Source organism: Gilliamella sp. X-60 (genome assembly GCF_057063585.1).
The window spans coordinates 1-21,309 of record NZ_JBXSQJ010000020.1; the positions used below are offsets into that span (position 1 = coordinate 1).

Consider the following 21,309-nt stretch of genomic DNA (forward strand, 5'->3'; position numbering starts at 1 on the left):
TAAGTCCGTAGACTTTTCATTCTTTGTCTCGCAAGTGCCCACACAGATTGTCTGTTTCTTTTTTTTAAAGAGCTGACAGCTTCAATATCTAATCAACTTTTGTTAATTTAGTTTGCTGTCTCAAGGGTTGCGTATATTACTTACTTCACTGGTATACGTCAACCCCTATTTTATAATTTTTTCTTTTTTTGAATTGAACGATTACTTTTCAGACAAGAAAGTTCATTATAGGGTTATTTTTAGTTGTTTTACTACATTAATGGCTTTAATAATCGCATCGTTAACCGTTAAAGCCTTCGCTAGCGCAACCCCCATTCTGCGCTTACCTTTCACTTCTGGTTTACCAAATAAACGTAAATCAGTTTGCGATTCGCTTAATGCTTTATCGATATTAGCAAAAGTGACTTGTTTTGAATCACCTTCAATTAATAAAACAGCTGATGCACATGGTCCATATTGTTCTATAATAGGAATGGGCAGGCCTAATATTGCCCTAGCATGTAGTGCAAACTCAGATAGATTTTGTGAAATTAATGTCACCATGCCAGTATCATGCGGACGAGGTGATACTTCACTAAACCATACCTGATCACCTTTAACAAACAATTCAACACCAAATAACCCTCGACCACCTAATGCATCTGTTATTTTAGCTGCAATATCTTTTGCCTGTTTTAATGCCTTATCAGACATCTGCTGAGGTTGCCAAGATTCTCGGTAATCACCTTGTTCTTGACGATGCCCTATTGGTTCACAATATGACACACCCTTAATATGCCTAACTGTAAGTAAAGTAATTTCGTAATCAAAATCAATAAAGCCTTCAATGATAACTTTTCCACTACCAGCTCTTCCACCTTCTTGTGCATATTTCCATGATGATTCAATATCAGCTTCGCCTCTTAATAATGATTGTCCTTTACCAGAAGAGCTCATAACAGGTTTAACTAAGCAAGGAAAACCAATTTCTTTGACTGCTTCTCTAAATTCAGTTGCATTTGCAGCAAATCGATAAGGTGACGTTGGTAATTTTAACTCCTCCGCTGCAAGTCGACGAATTCCCTCACGATTCATGGTAAGTTGTGTTGCTTTTGCTGTTGGAATAACTGTAAATCCTTTTTCTTCCAACTCAATTAGTGTAGATGTTGCAATAGCTTCAATTTCTGGAACAATATAATCTGGATTTTCTGCTTCAATGACTTTTCTTAAAGCATCCCCATCAAGCATATTAACGATATGAGACCGATGAGCAACTTGCATTGCAGGCGCATTTGCATAACGATCAACGGCAATAACTTCACACCCCAATCGTTGTAACTCAATGACAACTTCTTTAGCAAGTTCGCCCGCACCACAAAGTAATACTTTAGTTGAAGTTGGTGATAATGGCGTTCCTAGTTTAGTCATAAATTCCTCTTACACAGTGAATTGTCCAGAAAACAACATCCTAAAAACAAAAAATCGGGACAATTATCCCGATTTGATTGATGCTAAGTTAGTTTTGGTATGGATCACGTAAAATCATTGTTTCACTTCGATCGGGTCCTGTTGAAATAATATCAATTGGTGTTTCGGTTAACTCTTCAATCCGTTTAATATAAGCTTTAGCTGCTTGTGGAAGAGCATCATAACTTTTTATACCAAAGGTTGATTCACTCCAGCCAGGCATTGATTCATAAACAGGTTTAACTAAACTCCACTCTTCAGCTGCCGCAGGAGCGTTTTTGATAACTTCACCACTTGGTAATTGATAACCAATACAGATCTTAACTTCTTTAAGCCCATCTAACACATCAAGTTTAGTTAAACAAAATCCTGAAACAGAATTAAGTTGTACAGCCTTGCGAACAGCAACAGCATCAAGCCATCCAGTACGACGACGACGACCTGTTGTTGCACCAAATTCGTTACCCTGCTTACATAAGTACTCACCAGTCTCATCAAATAATTCAGTAGGAAACGGGCCTGCACCAACACGTGTAGAGTAAGCTTTGACAATACCTAGTACATAACCAACATAACGCGGACCAAAACCAGAACCTGTTGCGACACCGCCAGCGGTAGTATTAGAAGAAGTAACAAAAGGATAAGTCCCATGGTCAATATCAAGTAATGTACCTTGTGCCCCTTCAAACATAATTCTCTCACCTTTTTTGCGTGCTTCTTCTAAAAGAGCAGGAATATCGGCAATCATAGCAACTAAAATATCAGCTATCGCTAATGTATCATCGAGAACTTTTTGATAGTCTACGGCTTCTGCTTTGTAATAATTAACTAATTGGAAATTATGATATTCCATTACTTCTTTTAATTTTTCGGCAAAAGCTTGACGATCACATAAATCACCAACTCGAAGCCCACGCCGTGCCACTTTATCTTCATAAGCAGGACCAATACCGCGACCAGTTGTTCCAATAGCTTTACTGCCACGCGCTTTTTCCCGCGCTTGGTCTAATGCAATATGGTAGGGTAAAATTAAAGGGCATGATTCAGAAATAAGGAGTCTTTCCTTAACAGGAATACCACTTTTTTCTAACTCGTTCATTTCTTTCATTAAGGCATCAGGACATAGTACAACACCATTAGCAATAATACTTATCACATCATTGCGTAAGATTCCTGATGGAATTAAATGTAATACGGTTTTTTCACCATTAATCACTAATGTATGACCAGCATTATGTCCACCTTGATAACGAACAACATATTTTGCTTTTTCTGTGAGTAAATCAACAACTTTACCTTTGCCTTCATCACCCCATTGTGTACCTAGCACAACAACATTATTACTCATAGATTATTTATCTCATTCAATTAGTTATTAGATTTTAATTTCATATATTGAAAAAATTCACTATCAGGACTAATGACCATAATATCATTACCTGTAAAGCTTTGTTCATAAGCTTTTAGACTACGAATAAAGCTAAAAAACTCCATATCTTTACCAAAAGCATCTGCATAAAGCTTAGCGGCATTTGCATCGCCTTCACCACGAATAGTTCGAGATTGGCGTTCAGCTTCGGATAATATCTTTGTTACTTCTAGCGTAGTCTCTGCTCGTATTTCATCCGCTTTTTTAACACCTTGAAAACGTTGATTTTGTGCAACAACTTTTCGAGCCGCTTTCATTTGTTCATAAATTGAATTAGATATTTCTTGAGGAAAGTTTACTTTCTTTATACGAACATCAATGACTTCAATACCAAAAGATCTCATACTTGTTTTATTACTTTCAGAATCTTTTTCAGTCTCACTAATAAACTTTTCAATCGATTCGCTTTTTACCAACTCTTCCTGAGCAGTGCCATTTAATACTTCTTTTACCCGTGTCATTATAGAATTACGAGAATTATTATTTGTGTCATTAATAATATCGATGATATCTAATTTTCCAATTTCTGCCCTTAAACGACCATTTAAGCGTGCAAGTAACAGGTTTTCAACACTATTACCACCAGCAATAGTTTCATAGTATCGATTAAAATCAACAATTTTCCATTGTACAAAATAATCAACAACTAAATCTTTATTTTCACGTGTTATGAATTTTTGTTCTCGACCTGCACTATCAGAACTATTTGTCGTTTGGATTTTAGCATCAACAACTTTTACATTATCCATTCCTGGTATTTTAAAATGTAATCCAGGACCAGATAATTCTATAATTTTATTAAAACGTAAAACGATGCCACAGGTCCCTTCTTCAACAACATAAGCACTAGAAAAAAACACACCGATTAAAATCAATATTGTAGGAATCAATAATTTGCGCATATTTTTCTCCTTATCTTCCCATAAACCGCGGAGTCCGTGTAGTATTGCCCGCGTTAATAGTGTTATTGGTGCTGCTGTTAACCTCTTTTGGGGATACTTGCGTTGCCTGAGGTTGATCTTTTATCGTTTCAGAGGAGATCGGCGCATTAAAATTAGATTCACTATTTGAGTTTGATAAAGTCATTGTTTCAGATTTTTTGTCATTTTTATTTTTTAATAATTGTTCTAGAGGTAATACCATTAAATTTCCACTTTTATCATTAACTATAATTTTATTGGTTTTAGATAATACTCTTTCCATGGTTTCAATATATAGGCGTTCTTTAGTTATTTCTGGTGCTGCTTTATATTGTGGTAAGATTTTTTCAAAACGAGCCACATCTCCTGCAGCTTCGAGTTCCACTCTAACCTTATAAGCATTAGCATCAGCTAAAATTCTTGCAGAGCGCCCTTCTGCCTGTTGTACTTGTTGAACTTTTTCTGCAGCAGCTTTATTTATTTCACGTTTTTTGTCTTCTCGAGCATTCATTGCATCATTAAAGGCTTCTTGTACTGCTTCAGGAGGACGAGCTGATTGGAAATTAAGATCCACTATACTAATTCCCATATCATAATTATTGATAACATTGACTAACTCATCTTTTGTACGGGTTTCCAATGCTGAACGTCCATCAGTTAAAATATCATCCATACTTGAGCTACCCACTTCAGTACGTAAAGCACTATCAGCAGCTTGTTGTAGACTATCTTTAACATTAGTGACATTAAATAAATATTTTATAGGATTACTGATGCGATATTGAACATTCATCTCAACAAAGACTAGATCCTCACCAGTTGTTATCATAAAACCATTTACATTAAAATTATGCGTACCTTGCGTATCAACTTTATATACTTTATCAATCAATGGTGGATGCCAATTTAAACCAGGTTGAATAATTTCTGGTTGGACTTGCCCCAAGCGAGTAATCACACCGCGTTGACTTTGGTTAATGGTATAAAAACCGCTCACACACCAAACAAGAACAAGTAAAATGATTATAGATATAATAACTTTAGCAGTATTCATTGGTAATTTAATTCCCGAGCTCCCTCTATTATTGCCTAAATTACCTTTTTTTAAGAGGTCTTTAATTTTATCAAATAAACCACCAGATGAATTATTTGTTGGTTTTTTGTTATTATTTCCCCATGGGTCGTTATCTTGTCCGTTATTGCCGGGCTGATTCCACGCCATATTTTATATGCTCCATTTAACAATTAGTTGTTATTTTGCTTATTGATCAAGTATAACAGATCTGGCTCTTGTTTACAGAGGCGATTCCATTCAACTGAGGGAATTCTCACATCTAGATGAAAACTACCATCCTCATTAATAAATTCATTTTCTACCGCGTTTAACTGATATAAACGGCTTCTAAGTCTTGCTAAATAAGCAGGTAAACTTAAATGGCAAACTTGAATTTGCTTGGCTAACCTTTCTTTTAAAGCAATAAATAATTGATCCAATCCTAAACTATTTTGCGCTGAAATCCAAACTCGAATTGGTATGCCGTTTTCATCCCGATCAATACCTGGCTGTTTACCCTCAATTAAATCAATTTTATTCATAACGAGTAATGTTGGAATTTCATTGGCGTCAATTTCAAGCAACACGTCATCAACAGCATGCATATTATCCAATATATTTGGATCAGCAGCATCAATAACATGTAATAATAAAGTGGCTTCTTGCGTTTCAAGTAGTGTCGCTTTAAAAGCGGCAATTAAATCGTGGGGTAAATGACGAATAAAACCAACTGTATCAGCTAAAACAACTTCGCCAACATCATCAACAATAATCCGCCGTAGCGTTGGATCGAGCGTAGCAAATAACTGATCAGCAGCGTACACTTCAGCATTGGTTATTGCATTAAATAGTGTTGATTTACCTGCATTAGTATAACCAACCAAAGATACTGTTGATAGATCAGCTTTATTTCTTGATTGACGATTTTGATTTCGCTGCTTTTCGACTTTTGCAAGCCTTGATAAAATCAACTGAATACGATGACGAATCAATCGTCTATCTGTTTCTAGTTGCGTTTCACCAGGACCACGTAAACCAATTCCCCCTTTTTGTCGTTCTAAATGCGTCCAACCTCGAACTAATCGAGTTGAAAGGTGTTGTAACTGCGCTAGCTCGACTTGCAATTTACCTTCATGTGTTCTGGCTCGTTGTGCAAAAATATCAAGAATCAATCCTGTTCTATCAACAACACGACATTTACACAACTGTTCTAGATTGCGTTCTTGGGAGGGGGTTAAAGTATGATTGACTAAAATAACGGAAGCATCAAGTTGATCAACTTTTTCAGCGATTTCCTGCGCTTTACCTTCACCAACAAAATATTTGGTTTGAGGCGATTTTCTTGAAGTTGTTACGATATCGAGAATATCTATTTGAGCTGAAGAAACTAATACTTCAAACTCTTTAAGATCCTCGATATCACTTTCTTGAGGGAAGAATACATGGACTAATAAGGCAGTTTCACCGCCTTTATATCGTTCAAACAATCAGATTCTCCACTAAAATATCAGCTTTCAGCTCCCTCTTCAGGCTGAGATACCAATCCAGAAATAGGTCTAGATGGTACGACTGTCGAGATAGCATGTTTATATACCATTTGGCTTACAGTATTTTTTAACAAAATAACAAACTGATCGAATGATTCAATTTGTCCTTGTAACTTGATACCATTAACTAAATAGATTGATACAGGAATGTGCTCTCGACGAAGCAAGTTTAAATAAGGATCTTGTAATGACTGCCCTTTTGACATAAGTTTATCCTTTAAAAAATAATTATATGAAGATAAAATAAATACATTTATAATGTAATCAATGTATTTTTACATACTATTTAAAATATATCTTTAGTATCTACCAAAATAACATAAAAAGCGCTTCTCTTGAACCGATCAACTAAAATTTATGCACAAATAACTAAATTTTTAATAAATTTAAACTAAAAAAATAAAAAAATACTAAATTATTGACAATAATGTACATAATTTTACTAACAATACAATTCATAATTGTATACTATTATTCTCGCTATAAAAATTACTACTTATAATATTTTTTGAAAAATTGAGTCCATATTATCATTATTTAGCCATGTGATCGGTTGTTTCCAGCCACGAAGCCAAGTGATCTGCCGTTTGGCTAATTGACGAGTAGCACAAATACCTTTAAAAACCATTTCATCATAACTTATATCACCATTTAAATATTCCCACATTTGGCGATACCCCACACAACGAATAGAAGGCAAATTTAAATGCAAATCAGATCGCTGCATAAGCAGTTTTACTTCATCTTCAAAGCCTTGATCTAGCATCTGTAAAAAACGTTGTTCAATTCGTTTATGTAACTGTGCCCTATCTTGCGGCATAATAGCAAACTGCATAATATCATAAGGTAACGCTTCACCGCTTTCTTGTGTCAGTTCAGTTAGACTCTTACCCGAGATTAAATAAACTTCTAAAGCACGATTAAGGCGCTGTGGATCGTTAGGATGAATTCTTTTAGCCGAAATGGGATCGACTTTTTTTAGTTCATCGTGAATCGCTTGCCAACCTAATTTATTGGCTTTTTCTTCTATTTGTTCACGAATTTCACTATTGGCCGCTGGAAGTGGTGAAAGCCCTTCAATTAACGCTTTAAAATAAAGCATTGTCCCACCAACTAACAATGGAATTCGACCTTTTTTTAGTGATTTTTCAATTTCTACAATTGCATCATGCCTAAAATTAGCCGCTGAATAACTCTCTGCGGGATCACAAATATCAATCAATTTATGTGGATAATTTTGTTGCTCTTTTTTCGTTGGCTTTGCGGTACCGATATCCATACCGCGATAAATCAAAGCAGAATCGACACTAATAATATCAATAGGATAACGCTCGTAAAGCGCCATAGCAAATGCCGTTTTACCCGATGCTGTTGGTCCCATTAATGAAATAATTTTTGGTTTATTCATGATAAAATTGATTGAGTTAAAGATTGTATATCAATCGGATATAAAAATGATTCTTGTTGTAATAGATTAATATCTATCTCTTCTAATTGAGCAAGCAACGCAATGACTTTAGCCACACTCCAGATCATAGTGCGATTATCATCATACTGATTAGCTAACCAAGCCGCTATTTGTGTAGGATCTAACTCTCCATTTTTTGAATCGGATATAAAAGCAATTAATGCCGGTAATAATTGCTGCCAATTGATAGTGCGCAACATTTTAGGAACATTTTGTAAATATAATTTTGCTTTATCAATATAAAAATCAAAACCTAAAAAATCCAACTGTGCTTTATAACTAGAAAGAACTTGCTGCTCTTTATGATTAATTAAAATTGTTAATGGGATAAGCAATTTTTCAGAGTCTTGTGATAATAATTTAATAGCAGTCACTTTTTGCTTAGCAATAGGTAATTTCATCAGCATTAATTTTTGCTGATTATCTTCATACTTTTCAAGTAATGCAATATCGGGCTGAATAACCGTTAATACCCGACCAAATTGTACTAATGATGAGCTATCAAGTTGCTGTTGCAATGCTTGTAGTGGCGTACTTCGTTTAGGAAATAATGCTTCAATAACTGCTTTTTGTGGTTCAGTTATTTCATTTTCTTCTACCGATAAGAATGACTGTTTTTGCTCAAATTGCGCTGTCTCTTGGGAAGGTGCAACATTGACTAACTCGCCATACAATGCATTTTCTTTAGCATAATTATTTGGTTTTTTCGATAATTGACTACGGGTTTGATAAGAATCAGCAGCCGTTTTTTGATTAAAAATATTCTCACCGGCAGCTTGTCGATTAGGGGTTATGGTTACTTTTTCTTCTATTACAGATAAATTTGATTCAAGGGCCATCACTATCGCTTGATAAACAAAATCATGAACCAGTCTCGCTTCATGAAAACGGACTTCGTGTTTGGCTGGGTGAACATTAACATCAACTTGTTTTGGATCAATTTGTAAAAACACCACATAACTTTGTTGTTCATTAGTACGACTGATGTAAGCTTGACGCAATGCATGATTAAGTAATTTATCTTTGATGACTCGCCCATTAACATAAAAATACTGCAAATCACTACTTTCACTACTGGTAACCCAACCTTGAATGAGTAAATCATCATGCTGCCAATCTAGTTTTACAGCTTTTTGCATAAAAGATCGACCGCAAACTAATTCGACTCGTTTTTCAAGAGCTGATGAACGATACTGCTTAACAAGTTTACCATTATGTTGTAAATTAAAGGTAACATCAGGACGAGCAAGTGCAATACGCCGAACAAACTCTTCAATATGCATAAACTCAGTTTTTTCTGTTTTTAAAAAACGACGTCTTGCAGGTGTATTATAAAACAGATCTAGTACTTCGACAGTCGATCCTACTGGATGGGCTGCAGGTTTAATCATCGGCTTCATATCCCGCCCTTCAGCATAAACTTGCCATGCTTCGGATTGTTCAGCGGTACGTGAAGTTAATGTCAATCTAGCAACCGAACTTATACTCGCTAGCGCCTCACCACGAAAACCAAGACTAATAATTGCGTCTAAATCATCTAGCGTACTGATTTTACTTGTCGCATGACGAGCAAGTGCCAACGCTAATTCATCTTTAGCAATACCACAACCATTATCACGAATACGAATTAATTTGCAGCCACCTTGCTCAAGGTCAATATCTATTTGAGTACTACCCGCATCAAGGCTATTTTCAACTAACTCTTTGATGACAGACGCGGGACGTTCTACCACCTCACCAGCAGCAATTTGATTGGCTAATTGGGGAGAAAGGATATGAATTGCCATTAATGTTGTTCCCCAAATTTTGGATTTTGTTTAACGTAATTTTTTATACCTTGATAGATAGCTTTCGCTATCTTATCTTGATGAACATTGCTACTTAGCAAGCGTTCTTCACCTTCATTAGAAATGAAGCCAACTTCAACTAAAATTGACGGGATATCTGGCGAACGTAATACGCCTAAACTTGCATATTCTGGGGCAGATTTATGTAGTTTTACTGTCTTTTTCATTTCTTTTAATACTTGTGTTGCTAACTCATAACCCACTTGTTGAGAATAAGAAAACTGTAGATCTAATACCGCTTGGCTTAAGTGAGGATTATGATCGTCGCTTAACGCATCACCAGCCCCGCCTAATAATTCTGATTGTTTTTCGCCCTGCTCAAGCCATCTGCCCAATTCTGTATCAGCTCGTTTAGTTGACAAGACCCAGATCGAAGCACCTGTAGCCTCCCGATTTGGCGCAGCATCAGCATGTACTGAAACTAATAAATTAGCTCTATTTTTACGGGCGATTTCCGAGCGCTGCGAAACAGAGATAAAATTATCACGACTACGGGTTAATACTCCCTTAAAACTGTGATCTTTATTTAGCAAAGTAGTGAGCTTTTTGGCGATTGAAAGCGTCACTGTTTTTTCATATAAGTTATTTTTTCCTATTGCACCGGAATCTTTACCGCCATGACCCGCATCGACGGCAACCACAACATTGGCTGCATAAACAGAGCTACAAAGCAGCAATAATATAAAAATAGTGATTAATTTTTTCATTCGTCTTTTTATTGTTTACTTCTATTGTGATAACTTAATAATTGTTTGACCTTTTTCGCTTGTTGCTTGCACAAAAGCGGTACGCTCAAGCGCTAAATAAGCCAAATGAATTTCAATATCAGCACTAGGCAAAATACCTTTTGCTTGCTCTGGCCACTCAATTAAACAAATTGATCGCAAAGCAAAATATTCACGAATCCCCATAAACTCCAGCTCTTCAGGATCGCAAAGTCGATACAAATCAAAATGATAAACAGAAAAGTTTTCAAAATGATAGGGTTCTACTAATGTATAAGTTGGACTTTTTACATTACCTTTATGGCCTAATTGTTGTAAAAAACCACGACTAAAAGTCGTTTTACCTGCACCAAGATCGCCAATTAAATGGATAACAATAGTATCATCATGCTTGGAAAAATAGTTTAAACACAGTTTGGCAATTTTACTACCAAACAAAATTGTTTGTTGCTCGTCGGTTAAAATAATCGGATTCATGATGAATTCTTTGTTCAATAAATAGTTCTTATTATATACTAATAACCATTAAAGATGTACCAAACAAGATAACCTTAATTTTGTAAAAAAGTTTCAGGAAACCCTACGTTTTAGTATAAAAAGTGAAAAAAATGCTACATACAATCTCGACAGCAAATCATTCAATCATAAACCCACAATTAATATCAGATCAAGATGCCGTATTGTTCTGGCAAAATGGTGTTGTTCTGGCGATACAAAATAATCCATTATTAAATGATATTATCCATAAAACCGAACATTGCTATATCATCAACAGTGATATTGAAGCTCGCGGACTAGGTAATATTATCGATTCAAGGCTTAAAATTATTAATATGCAACAGGCCGTTGAACTTACAGCTAACCATTTTCCACAAATAAACTGGGAATGACTATAGACTATGACACTCACTATTGCCACCATTAAAAAGCTAAATCATGCTAATTTGCAAAACCTAAAACCTAGGTTTAATATAAATACCAATTGTACTCAGTTGATATTCAAATTTAATGGCTAATTTATTAACGCTATCGGAAATAAGTAATTATTTAAAAAATGGTGAAGTGATCGCTTACCCAACTGAAGCCGTTTTTGGTCTAGGTTGTGATCCGGATTATGAATCAGCCGTATTAAAGTTGCTACAACTAAAACAACGGTCAATAGATAAAGGCTTGATTTTAATTGCTAGCTGTTACCGCCAACTAATTCCTTACATAGATGTATCCGCCATTACCAATGAACAAAAACAGTTAGCACTTACTAGCTGGCCTGGACCTGTTACTTGGGTTTTTCCTAAAAATAAAAATACGCCTTATTTTTTGACAGGTAAATTTGATTCTATTGCGGTACGCGTCACTAATCATCCTTTAGTTTGCAAGCTTTGTGATCTTTATGGCAAACCAATAGTATCAACTAGCGCTAATCTTTCTACTCATAATCCTTGCAAAACTGCCATAGAAGTTGCCAAACAATTTGGACCATATTTCCCAATTTTAGCCGGTGACACAGGTCATCGATCACAACCATCGCAAATAAAAGACATCAAAACAGGAAAAATCATTCGACAAGGATAAAGTTATGCAAAATTTATATGTTGGTGTGATGTCAGGTACTAGCATGGATGGAATTGATATTGCTTTAGTTAATATTACTGCCAAAAACGTTACATCAATCGTGAGCAACTGCTATCCAATGCCCGCCGATTTAAAACAGCATTTACTAACATTATGTGAAACCCAGCAAACCACATTACAAAATTTAGGTGAGATAGATCATCAAATAGGCAAACTGTTTGCTGATAGCATAAATCAATTTTTAAAAGATAATAATATTGATAAACAAAAAATTAAAGCTATTGGTTGTCACGGACAAACAATTTACCATTCACCAAACGGCGAGTATCCATTTACTTTACAAATTGGTGATGCCAATATTATTGCTGCAAAAACAGGTATAACTACTATTGCTGATTTTCGTCGTAAAGATATGGCTTATGGTGGACAAGGCGCACCACTTGTTCCAGCTTTTCATAAAGCAGTACTACAAGATCCACAAATAAATCGCGTGATACTAAATATCGGCGGTATTAGTAACATTTCGGTATTAATACCCAATCAACCCATCCTAGGTTATGACACTGGTCCAGGTAATGTATTACTGGATGGTTGGATAAAAGAGCACTTAGATAAAAACTATGATAAGGGCGGATTATGGGCAAAAACAGGTAAAATAAACCAAAAATTATTAAACCTTTTATATCAAGAAGACTATTTTCAAATACCCGCCCCCAAAAGTACAGGACGAGAACTATTTAACTTATCTTGGCTTTATAAAAAATTAGTAGGAATACATTTAAAAGCACAAGATATTCAAGCAACACTAGTTGAATTTACCGCTTTATCCATTGCCAATGAAATTAGTAAATTACCTATAGTAAGCGCATTACCTTGTGAGCTTTTAGTTTGCGGTGGAGGTGCTAAAAATCCACTAATTATGCAAAGATTATCGGCTTTATTACCCTCATGGGCAGTATTAACAACCGATACAAAAGGTATAAATGGAGACGATATGGAGGCAATAGCCTTTGCTTGGCTTGCTTATTGTCGAATCAATAATATTCCATCAAACATTCCAGAGGTAACTGGCGCAAGTCAAGCTGTTTGTTTAGGGGTTATTTATCAATAAACTAAAAATATAGATAAATTTTGATTAAATCAATCCAAAATGTTGTAACCCTTTAATTATTCCATCATTATCATTAGTATCTGTAACAAACTTAGCTTGCGCTTTTAATTCATCAACAGCATTACCCATAGCAATTGGATGATCAACGGTTAGGAACATTTCAAAATCATTCATGCCATCACCAAAGGCATAAGTTGGCACATCAGTAAATCCTTTATTTTTTAACAATTGAGTAATACCATAACCTTTAGAACCACCGTTATTAAAAACATCAACACAGTAAGGTGTATTACGAATAAAGGTTAACTCAGGGAAGATATCTCGATAAAGCGCCTCACCAGATTCACAAAGTAATAAAAGCATCTGAATAGGTGATTTTAAATAAATCTGATCATCGACAGGCGGAACTTGTTCTTTTAGGAAATGATAAAATTTTTTAGTCGGTTCACTATCTTGCGACACTCGCATAATTTCGTGATTATAAAAAGACAACGGAATACCTGTTTGCTGTTTAGAGTATTGATACAAACGATCGATAACGCCCTTATCAATATCATTAGTAAAGACCTTTTCGCCTTTATATAAAACAACTTGCCCGTTCATGCCAATTATCGACTCAATTTGAGTCTTTTTCATTAAATCAACCACTTCACAAGGAGTTCGACCCGTTGCAATCATTGGCGTAATATTTTTTTGTTTTAATTTTTTTATAGCTTCAAAAGAGCTGGGTAATACATCAATTTGGCTATTAAATAATGTCCCATCTAGATCAAAAAAAACAATAGCTTCAGGTTTTTGACTCATATCACAAATCCAAAATATGTTTGATAAAAGGAATAGTTAATTTACGTTGTTGCGCAAGCGTTGCCACCTCAAACTTTTCTAATAAAGAAAACAGTGTACGCATATCACGGTTAACACGTTTTAATAAAAATAACCCAACTTCTGTTGATAATTCAAACCCACTTAATTGCGCTCTTAATTGTAAGGCTTTAAGCTTGTCATCATCGCTAAGCTCTTTTAATTGATAAACCTGACCCCAAGATAACCTAGAAACCAAATCAGGTAATATAAAAGAAATTTGTTTAGGTGGTCTACTTGCTGTTATCAATAATTTGCTCACGTTTTTTTCAGTTAAACGGTTAAATAAATCAAAAATAGCTTCTTCCCAATCCCTATGGCCTGCTATTGCATCAATATCATCTAAACAGACTAAATCATAATGATCTAATCCCTGCAGAATTTCAGGTACAAGGTGATAATACTGCTTTAGCGGAATATAACTAGCTAATTTATTTTGACTTGATGCATGTAAAAGGTGAGTCCGACCCGCAGCGCTAGCCGACCATATATAAAAGATATTAAACCCCTCTTTACCTAATAAGGTTTGCAATGAATCAAACAATAATCGATTATCACCGACATAAAAACTATCAAAAGTTTCATTATTGGGTAATGAAAAAGGTAAAGGTAGCTGCGAAAGAGTAATAAACGAACCTCACAATAAAAACATAATCATGTTAAGTATAAATTTGCTTTTATAAAAATCAATCACTTTTATAGAAAAGTGAAATATCCTACCCTTTAAATTATTTAATGTGTACTTTAGTTGTACAAATATAGCTTAATTCATCACATAATAAGACAAAACTGAATCTATCGACTAATGTGATCATGACTTATTGATTCTTTTTCTGACTTTTATAGCATTATTTTATACTCATATTTAGACAATAACTTACCATACTGTCGTTTTTTTATAAAAAAATAAATTATTTCCATCAGAAAAATATTTTTTATTCGGTTGAAGCTAATGACTATGCAGCTTTTTTCCTAAAGCCAAGCATAAATTAAAAAAACATTTCTATATAACAAAAAATAATATTCCCAATTAATGTTAGCTTCATTAAGGAGATATAGTTAGGTATAAAATAAAGTAATTGATAAAAATCATTCCAAGCAAAAATATAAAGTAAATTAAAAAACAACATTACAAAGATAGAAACATGATTAAATTATTTAATAACGGATCTTTTATCCAAGTATAAAATAAAACCAATAAAAGGTAAAAAATCAAGCAAACAGATTTATTTTTTGTGGATAACTCTGTGATCAATTAGGATCACAAGCTGTTATCATAGCATTAATAACCTTAACCAATAAATCAACTGTGGATAAAGAGAATAGTTATTAACAAGTTTAAACTTAAAAAGATCCGATCAATTAACAGAATTAGATGATCGATAAGATCCTATAAAATAATTATAAAAATGAGTTATCAACAAAAATGATCCATAGTAATAATAATAAAAATAAAAAGATCATCTAAAAGATCTTATTTAATTTAAATGGCGATCAAAATAGATCATTTGACGTAATCGAAAAGATGAGTAAAATTCCCTACGCTAAATAAACCAAATCTCCCGATCTAAATTAGCGATCATCTTTACAAAAAATAAATACGAGGCTTTTTTATGTTTTATCCAGATCTTTTTGATGTCATCATCGTTGGTGGCGGTCATGCAGGAACAGAAGCCGCAATGGCATCAGCAAGAATGGGACGAAAAACACTACTTTTAACCCATAATATCAACACATTAGGACAAATGTCCTGTAATCCAGCCATTGGTGGTATTGGCAAGGGACACTTAGTTAAAGAGATTGATGCAATGGGTGGATTAATGGCTCATGCTATCGATCTATCAGGGATCCAATTTAGGATCTTAAATAGTAGCAAAGGTCCAGCTGTTAGGGCTACACGTGCACAAGCGGATCGATCTCTCTACCGAAAAGTGATAAGGACAGCACTTGAAAACCAAGAAAATTTAATGTTGTTTCAACAATCCGTTGAAGATGTGATCATTGAAAACGATCAGATCATTGGTGTAAAAACTCAAATGGGTGTTTCTTTTAAAGCCCACGCTGTTGTATTAACAACCGGTACTTTTTTAGACGGTAAGATCCACATAGGACTTGATAATTATAGTGGCGGTCGCACTGGCGATCCAGCTTCGATCGGTTTATCAAAATCACTACATCAATACTCATTTAGAATGGGGCGATTAAAAACCGGTACCCCTCCGCGAATTGATGCTAGAACCATTGATTTTTCAAAATTGGGCACGCAATATGGCGATGATCCTGTTCCAGTATTTTCATTTTTGGGTAATGCAAATGAACATCCTAAACAGATCCCTTGCTATATCACCAGCACTAATGAAACAACACACGATATTATTAGATCTAATTTAGATCGCAGCCCTATGTACACCGGCATTATAGAAGGCGTAGGACCAAGATATTGTCCATCAATTGAAGATAAGATCATGCGTTTTGCTGATCGTAATTCTCATCAGATCTATTTAGAGCCAGAAGGATTAGACAGTAATGAGATCTATCCAAATGGGATCTCAACAAGCTTACCATTTGATACGCAACTTGCATTTGTACGCAGTATGAAAGGATTAGAAAAAGCAAATATTGTAAGACCTGGCTATGCGATCGAATATGATTATTTTGATCCAAGGGATCTTAAACCAACACTTGAAAGTAAAGTGATCAAAGGTCTCTTTCTAGCTGGACAGATCAATGGTACAACAGGCTATGAAGAAGCGGCAGCACAAGGTATGCTTGCAGGTTTAAATGCCGCGCGCTTTGCATATGATCAAGATCAATGGTATCCAAGTCGCGATCAGGCTTATTTAGGTGTGCTAGTTGACGATCTTTGTACACTTGGTACTAACGAACCTTATCGCATGTTTACCTCGCGTGCTGAATATCGTTTAATGTTACGCGAAGATAATGCTGATATTCGTTTAACTGAAATAGGTCGCAATCTAGGCATGGTCGACGATTACCGTTGGCGTTGTTTTAATGAAAAATTTGATGCTATAGAGCAAGAAAGATCGCGTCTACGTGATATCTGGGTACATCCTCATATTGAAAGTATCGATGAAGTCAATGCTGTTTTAAGTGCTCATTTGACTAAAGAAGCCAATGGTGAAGAGTTACTTAAACGGCCTGAAATGAGTTATAACACATTGAAATCACTTTCATTATTTGCACCTGGGTTATCTGACCCACAAGCTGCCGAGCAGGTTGAAATTCAAGTAAAATATGATGGTTACATTAAACTGCAAATAGAAGAAATTGAACGTCAAAAGCGCAATGAAGAAACGCTTATTCCTGAGCATATTGATTATGCCGAAATATCTGGATTATCGAATGAAGTTGTGGCGAAATTAAAGCAACATAAACCTGTTTCTATAGGACAAGCTTCGCGTATTTCTGGTATTACACCAGCCGCTATTTCAATGTTATTAGTTTATTTAAAAAAGAAAAATTATGTTAAAAAAGAAACTCACTAATCTAATTGATCAAACGGATCTTTCGATCTCTCAATCGCAAATAGATCAATTGATCCATTATGTTGAGATGCTAAGCAAATGGAACAAAACTTACAACTTAACAGCAGTGCGCGATCCGAACGAGATGTTAGTTAAGCATATTATGGATAGCTTAGTTGTATCGCCTTATTTAACTGGCAAAACCTTTATTGATGTAGGAACAGGCCCTGGTTTACCAGGCGTTCCATTAGCGATTATTAACCCCGATAAACAATTTGATTTGGTTGATAGTTTAGGTAAGCGTATTCGCTTTTTAAAGCAAGTACAGTTTGAATTAAAGCTAACAAATATTAACCCAATACAAAGCCGGATCGAAGAGTATAACGATAAAAAATTTGATGGGGTTATTAGCCGAGCTTTTGCCTCTTTGCAAGATATGCTTAATTGGTGTAAGCATCTTCCCGATCAACAAGGATCTTTTTACGCTTTAAAAGGGAGTGATATTGATCCTATTCCTGAAGGTTTTACGCTTAAACAAAATATCAAATTAACTATACCAGAATTAGATGCTGAAAGATGTTTGATTATTATTCAATAATTTTATACTAAAACACAGGTTTTTCTGAAACTTTTGTACAATATTAATGTTTACGTTTTTTCAAATAATCTTTAATACCATCAACAATTGATTTAGATACCTGATTTTGGAATGAAGCAGTCTTTAATTTTTTTTCTTCAGTAACATTACTAATAAAGGCTGTTTCGACTAAAACAGATGGAATATCCGGCGCTTTTAATACTGCAAAGCCTGCTTTTTCAAGTGATGGTTTATGTAACTTATTAACTTTTTTCATTCGATTTAAAATAGCATTACCAAGTAACACACCATTACTTAACGTTGTTTTTTGAACCAAATCTAAAATAGTATCATCTAAATATTTATCGCCACTGCGACTTACGCCACCTATCTGATCTGCTTCGTTTTGAGTTTGAGCTAAATAACTTGCGGCGGAACTACTTGCCCCACGTGTTGATAATGCAAAAACAGAGGAACCACCGACAGAACGATTAGCAAACGCATCAGCATGAATAGAAATAAATAGATCAGCATGTAAAGATCGTGCCTTAGCTACTCGTACTTTTAAAGGAATAAACACATCTTCATTACGTGTCATGTAGACTTTTATATTTGGCTCTTTCTTAAGTAAATTATAAGTACGACGTGCAATTTGTAAAACAATATCTTTTTCACGTGTTTTATTGTAGCCAATAGCGCCAGGATCTTCACCACCATGTCCAGGATCGAGTACCACGATAATCGGGGCATTTTTATTTTTATTCGTTTGTGTTTTGATCTCAGATTGTTTTTTATTGAGCTCACCTTTTTTATACTCTTCTAAAAGTGCAAGTAAAGGATCATCATCTGTGGTGGAAGCAGGTTTAGATGGATAAAGATCCATCACTAAACGATGCTTAAATTTCGCTATCGGTGCTAAGGTAAAAGTATTAGGTTTAACGCCCTGTTTTAATTCGATCAATATTCTCACTGTTTTAGGATCGCGTTGAACAACGCGTATCGATTTAATATAAGGATCGTGCTTTAATACTTTTGAAGAAATTTTTTTTAAGGTTGGATTTAAATTAATATTGTTAATATCAATTGCGATCCGGTTTGGATTACTCAAGAGAAAGTGTTTGTATTTTAATCTGATATTTGATTCTAAAGTGATTCTTGTATAGGTTGATGATGGCCAAACGCGCACAGCAATAACTTGCGCCATTGTTGCAGCAAAGCCTATACGAGTGACAGATAACAAACAAGTCGCAATAATACCTTTAACTAATAGGCGCTTTGTAGGACTAAATGTTTTTGACATATTTAATCTAAACACTTTATTTTCTATATGAGTTAATCGCAAATAATAACATAAATTATAAAGATATTAAAAAGAATGATTCTTATCTTCACCCACTTTTTAATCAATAACGCATCCATATTTAATGTTATAGCTCAATTAGCATTTAATAAACAATTATATGATATTACAAAATTGATTTTATTGGTTTTTATCCATCTTAACATCAGATGGTATATGTGATAATAGCAAAAATCACAAAACATCTGAAAAAGACACTGAAAAAGTGTTTTATACTAAAACACATATCTACCTGAAACTTCTTAACAGTATTTTTAGGGATTCTAAAAGGCCTATCTAACGTTTTGCGTTGCCATTTTTTATTTTATTATAGACCCTATAACTACAAAGGATTACAATATGGCTCGCTAAAATCGCGGATTTAAACCCGTTTTCATTTTAACAATTAAATATAGCTGAGTTATTGATGAGCAAAAAATTACATATCAAAACTTGGGGCTGCCAAATGAATGAGTATGACTCAACAAAAATGGCAGATCTCCTTGAATCCACCCATGGTTTAACATTAACAGACAATGCCGAAGAAGCTGATATTTTATTACTAAATACCTGCTCTATTCGAGAAAAGGCTCAAGAAAAGGTCTTTCATCAATTGGGACGTTGGAAAAACTTTAAACAACATAATCCAAATATCATCATTGGTGTTGGTGGTTGTGTTGCTTCGCAAGAAGGTGCTCAAATTCGTAAACGTGCACCATTTGTAGATATTATTTTTGGACCGCAAACTTTTCATCGCTTACCTGAAATGATTGAACAGATTCGCAGTGGTAACGATAATCATATTGTCGATGTTAGTTTTCCTGAAATTGAAAAATTTGATCGCCTGCCAGAGCCTCGTAGCGAAGGACCAACCGCATTTGTTTCTATAATGGAAGGATGCAATAAATATTGTACTTATTGCGTGGTTCCTTATACTCGTGGCGAAGAAGTTAGCAGACCTTGCGATGATGTCATCTATGAAATTGCGCAACTGGCTGAACAAGGTGTGCGTGAAGTCAATTTATTAGGTCAAAATGTTAATGCTTATCGTGGACCAACGTTTGATGGTGATATTTGTTCCTTTGCTGAGTTATTACGCTTAGTGGCAGCCATTGATGGTATTGATCGCATTCGCTTTACTACCAGTCATCCAATTGAATTTACTGATGATATTATCGACGTTTATCGTGATACACCAGAGCTAGTTAATTTTTTACATTTGCCGGTACAAAGTGGTTCAGATCGTGTATTAAACTTAATGAAACGTACGCATACCGCGCTTGAATATAAATCCATTATCCGAAAATTACGTAAAGTGCGCCCTGATATTCAAATTAGTTCGGATTTTATCGTCGGTTTCCCGGGCGAAACACAAGAAGATTTTGAACAAACCATGCAACTAATTGCTGATGTCAATTTTGATTTAAGTTATAGCTTTGTTTATTCATCGCGCCCAGGTACACCGGCTGCTGAAATGGAAGATAATGTATCAGAAGAAGAGAAAAAGCAACGTCTTTACATTCTTCAAGAACGAATCAATCAGCAAGCCATGCAATTTAGCCGTCGTATGTTAAATACTGTTCAGCGTATTTTAGTTGAAGGTCCGTCCAAAAAAGACCTTATGGAATTAACGGGTAGAACAGAAAATAATCGAATTGTTAACTTTGAAGGTCGTCCTGATATGATTGGCAAGTTTGTTGACGTTGAAATTACTGATGTTTATCCAAATTCATTACGAGGAAAAGTGATTAGGACTGAAGATGAAATGGATCTACGTGTAAGCGAATCACCAATGTCAGTTATATCACGAACCCGAAAGGAAAATGATTTAGGCGTTGGGATCTATCAACCGTAAAAGTGAAACGTAAAATATTTAGCTAGTTTTTATAATAGAACTTAGAAAATAATTAAATAAAGGATAGAAAGGA

General features: G+C 34.8%; 18 protein-coding genes and 1 pseudogene. 6 read left to right on the plus strand and 13 right to left on the minus strand.

All coding sequences use genetic code 11. The annotated features are described in order from the left end of the window. Nucleotides 1–225: 225 nt before the first annotated feature. The 10 genes and pseudogenes from purT to tsaE form a co-directional block, all read right to left on the minus strand. Complete coding sequence (gene purT, locus ACYIAM_RS10095; protein WP_483748157.1) at nucleotides 226–1,407, minus strand: formate-dependent phosphoribosylglycinamide formyltransferase; 1,182 nt, start codon at nucleotides 1,405–1,407, stop codon at nucleotides 226–228. 88 nt (nucleotides 1,408–1,495) lie between these two features. Beyond that, nucleotides 1,496–2,794: an adenylosuccinate synthase gene (locus ACYIAM_RS10100; protein ID WP_483748158.1), complete on the minus strand. Its 1,299-nt coding sequence runs from the start codon at nucleotides 2,792–2,794 to the stop codon at nucleotides 1,496–1,498. A gap of 20 nt (nucleotides 2,795–2,814) precedes the next feature. Continuing rightward, nucleotides 2,815–3,777: a protease modulator HflC gene (gene hflC / locus ACYIAM_RS10105; RefSeq protein WP_483748159.1), complete on the minus strand. Its 963-nt coding sequence runs from the start codon at nucleotides 3,775–3,777 to the stop codon at nucleotides 2,815–2,817. A 10-nt stretch (nucleotides 3,778–3,787) separates the two neighbouring features. Continuing rightward, complete coding sequence (hflK, locus tag ACYIAM_RS10110) at nucleotides 3,788–5,017, minus strand: FtsH protease activity modulator HflK (RefSeq protein WP_483748160.1); 1,230 nt, start codon at nucleotides 5,015–5,017, stop codon at nucleotides 3,788–3,790. Nucleotides 5,018–5,040: 23 nt separating this feature from the next. Then, the gene (hflX, locus tag ACYIAM_RS10115) at nucleotides 5,041–6,336 is read right to left on the minus strand and encodes a ribosome rescue GTPase HflX (RefSeq protein ID WP_483748161.1); all 1,296 of its coding nucleotides are present in this window, start codon (nucleotides 6,334–6,336) and stop codon (nucleotides 5,041–5,043) included. A 20-nt stretch (nucleotides 6,337–6,356) separates the two neighbouring features. Continuing rightward, a complete protein-coding gene (gene hfq / locus ACYIAM_RS10120; RefSeq protein ID WP_065638023.1) occupies nucleotides 6,357–6,602 on the minus strand; it encodes an RNA chaperone Hfq in 246 nt (81 codons plus the stop codon). Between the two features lie 290 nt (nucleotides 6,603–6,892). Continuing rightward, nucleotides 6,893–7,804 carry a tRNA (adenosine(37)-N6)-dimethylallyltransferase MiaA gene (gene miaA, locus ACYIAM_RS10125; RefSeq protein ID WP_483748162.1) on the minus strand — a complete coding sequence of 304 codons (912 nt, stop codon included), beginning with the start codon at nucleotides 7,802–7,804 and terminating at the stop codon, nucleotides 6,893–6,895. Then, the gene (gene mutL, locus ACYIAM_RS10130) at nucleotides 7,801–9,651 is read right to left on the minus strand and encodes a DNA mismatch repair endonuclease MutL (protein WP_483748163.1); all 1,851 of its coding nucleotides are present in this window, start codon (nucleotides 9,649–9,651) and stop codon (nucleotides 7,801–7,803) included. Before mutL ends, miaA begins: the two co-directional genes overlap by 4 nt. Nucleotides 9,652–9,671: 20 nt before the next feature. After that, nucleotides 9,672–10,376, minus strand: a pseudogene (locus ACYIAM_RS10135) (N-acetylmuramoyl-L-alanine amidase); the annotation flags it as partial. Nucleotides 10,377–10,439: 63 nt separating this feature from the next. Then, complete coding sequence (tsaE, locus tag ACYIAM_RS10140; protein ID WP_483748188.1) at nucleotides 10,440–10,916, minus strand: tRNA (adenosine(37)-N6)-threonylcarbamoyltransferase complex ATPase subunit type 1 TsaE; 477 nt, start codon at nucleotides 10,914–10,916, stop codon at nucleotides 10,440–10,442. Nucleotides 10,917–11,044: 128 nt separating this feature from the next. Here tsaE and tusB point away from each other — a divergent pair, with 128 nt between their 5' ends. The 3 genes from tusB (at nucleotide 11,045) to ACYIAM_RS10155 (ending at nucleotide 13,119) form a co-directional block, all read left to right on the plus strand. Next, complete coding sequence (gene tusB, locus ACYIAM_RS10145; protein ID WP_160431437.1) at nucleotides 11,045–11,326, plus strand: sulfurtransferase complex subunit TusB; 282 nt, start codon at nucleotides 11,045–11,047, stop codon at nucleotides 11,324–11,326. Nucleotides 11,327–11,444: 118 nt separating this feature from the next. Beyond that, nucleotides 11,445–12,008, plus strand: coding sequence for an L-threonylcarbamoyladenylate synthase type 1 TsaC (tsaC, locus tag ACYIAM_RS10150; protein WP_483748164.1), 564 nt, complete (start codon nucleotides 11,445–11,447; stop codon nucleotides 12,006–12,008). Nucleotides 12,009–12,012: 4 nt separating this feature from the next. Continuing rightward, nucleotides 12,013–13,119 carry an anhydro-N-acetylmuramic acid kinase gene (locus ACYIAM_RS10155; protein WP_483748165.1) on the plus strand — a complete coding sequence of 369 codons (1,107 nt, stop codon included), beginning with the start codon at nucleotides 12,013–12,015 and terminating at the stop codon, nucleotides 13,117–13,119. A 24-nt stretch (nucleotides 13,120–13,143) separates the two neighbouring features. Here ACYIAM_RS10155 and ACYIAM_RS10160 read toward each other — a convergent pair whose 3' ends face one another. Together ACYIAM_RS10160 and hda are read right to left on the minus strand one after the other, a co-directional pair. Beyond that, on the minus strand, nucleotides 13,144–13,923 hold the full coding sequence (locus ACYIAM_RS10160) for a Cof-type HAD-IIB family hydrolase (RefSeq protein ID WP_483748166.1): 780 nt from the start codon (nucleotides 13,921–13,923) through the stop codon (nucleotides 13,144–13,146). A gap of 1 nt (nucleotide 13,924) precedes the next feature. Further along, the gene (gene hda / locus ACYIAM_RS10165) at nucleotides 13,925–14,608 is read right to left on the minus strand and encodes a DnaA inactivator Hda (protein WP_085247622.1); all 684 of its coding nucleotides are present in this window, start codon (nucleotides 14,606–14,608) and stop codon (nucleotides 13,925–13,927) included. Nucleotides 14,609–15,593: 985 nt separating this feature from the next. Between hda and mnmG the strand changes: the two genes are divergently transcribed. Then, nucleotides 15,594–17,486, plus strand: a complete 1,893-nt coding sequence (mnmG, locus tag ACYIAM_RS10170) for a tRNA uridine-5-carboxymethylaminomethyl(34) synthesis enzyme MnmG (RefSeq protein WP_174796407.1) — start codon at nucleotides 15,594–15,596, stop codon at nucleotides 17,484–17,486. After that, nucleotides 17,464–18,063 carry a 16S rRNA (guanine(527)-N(7))-methyltransferase RsmG gene (gene rsmG, locus ACYIAM_RS10175; protein WP_483748167.1) on the plus strand — a complete coding sequence of 200 codons (600 nt, stop codon included), beginning with the start codon at nucleotides 17,464–17,466 and terminating at the stop codon, nucleotides 18,061–18,063. The genes mnmG and rsmG overlap by 23 nt, the downstream gene beginning before the upstream one ends. A gap of 43 nt (nucleotides 18,064–18,106) precedes the next feature. Here rsmG and ACYIAM_RS10180 read toward each other — a convergent pair whose 3' ends face one another. Next, nucleotides 18,107–19,342: an N-acetylmuramoyl-L-alanine amidase gene (locus ACYIAM_RS10180; protein ID WP_483748168.1), complete on the minus strand. Its 1,236-nt coding sequence runs from the start codon at nucleotides 19,340–19,342 to the stop codon at nucleotides 18,107–18,109. Between the two features lie 466 nt (nucleotides 19,343–19,808). Here ACYIAM_RS10180 and miaB point away from each other — a divergent pair, with 466 nt between their 5' ends. Further along, a complete protein-coding gene (gene miaB, locus ACYIAM_RS10185) occupies nucleotides 19,809–21,236 on the plus strand; it encodes a tRNA (N6-isopentenyl adenosine(37)-C2)-methylthiotransferase MiaB (RefSeq protein ID WP_174796410.1) in 1,428 nt (475 codons plus the stop codon). The last annotated feature ends 73 nt before the right edge of the window (nucleotides 21,237–21,309 follow it).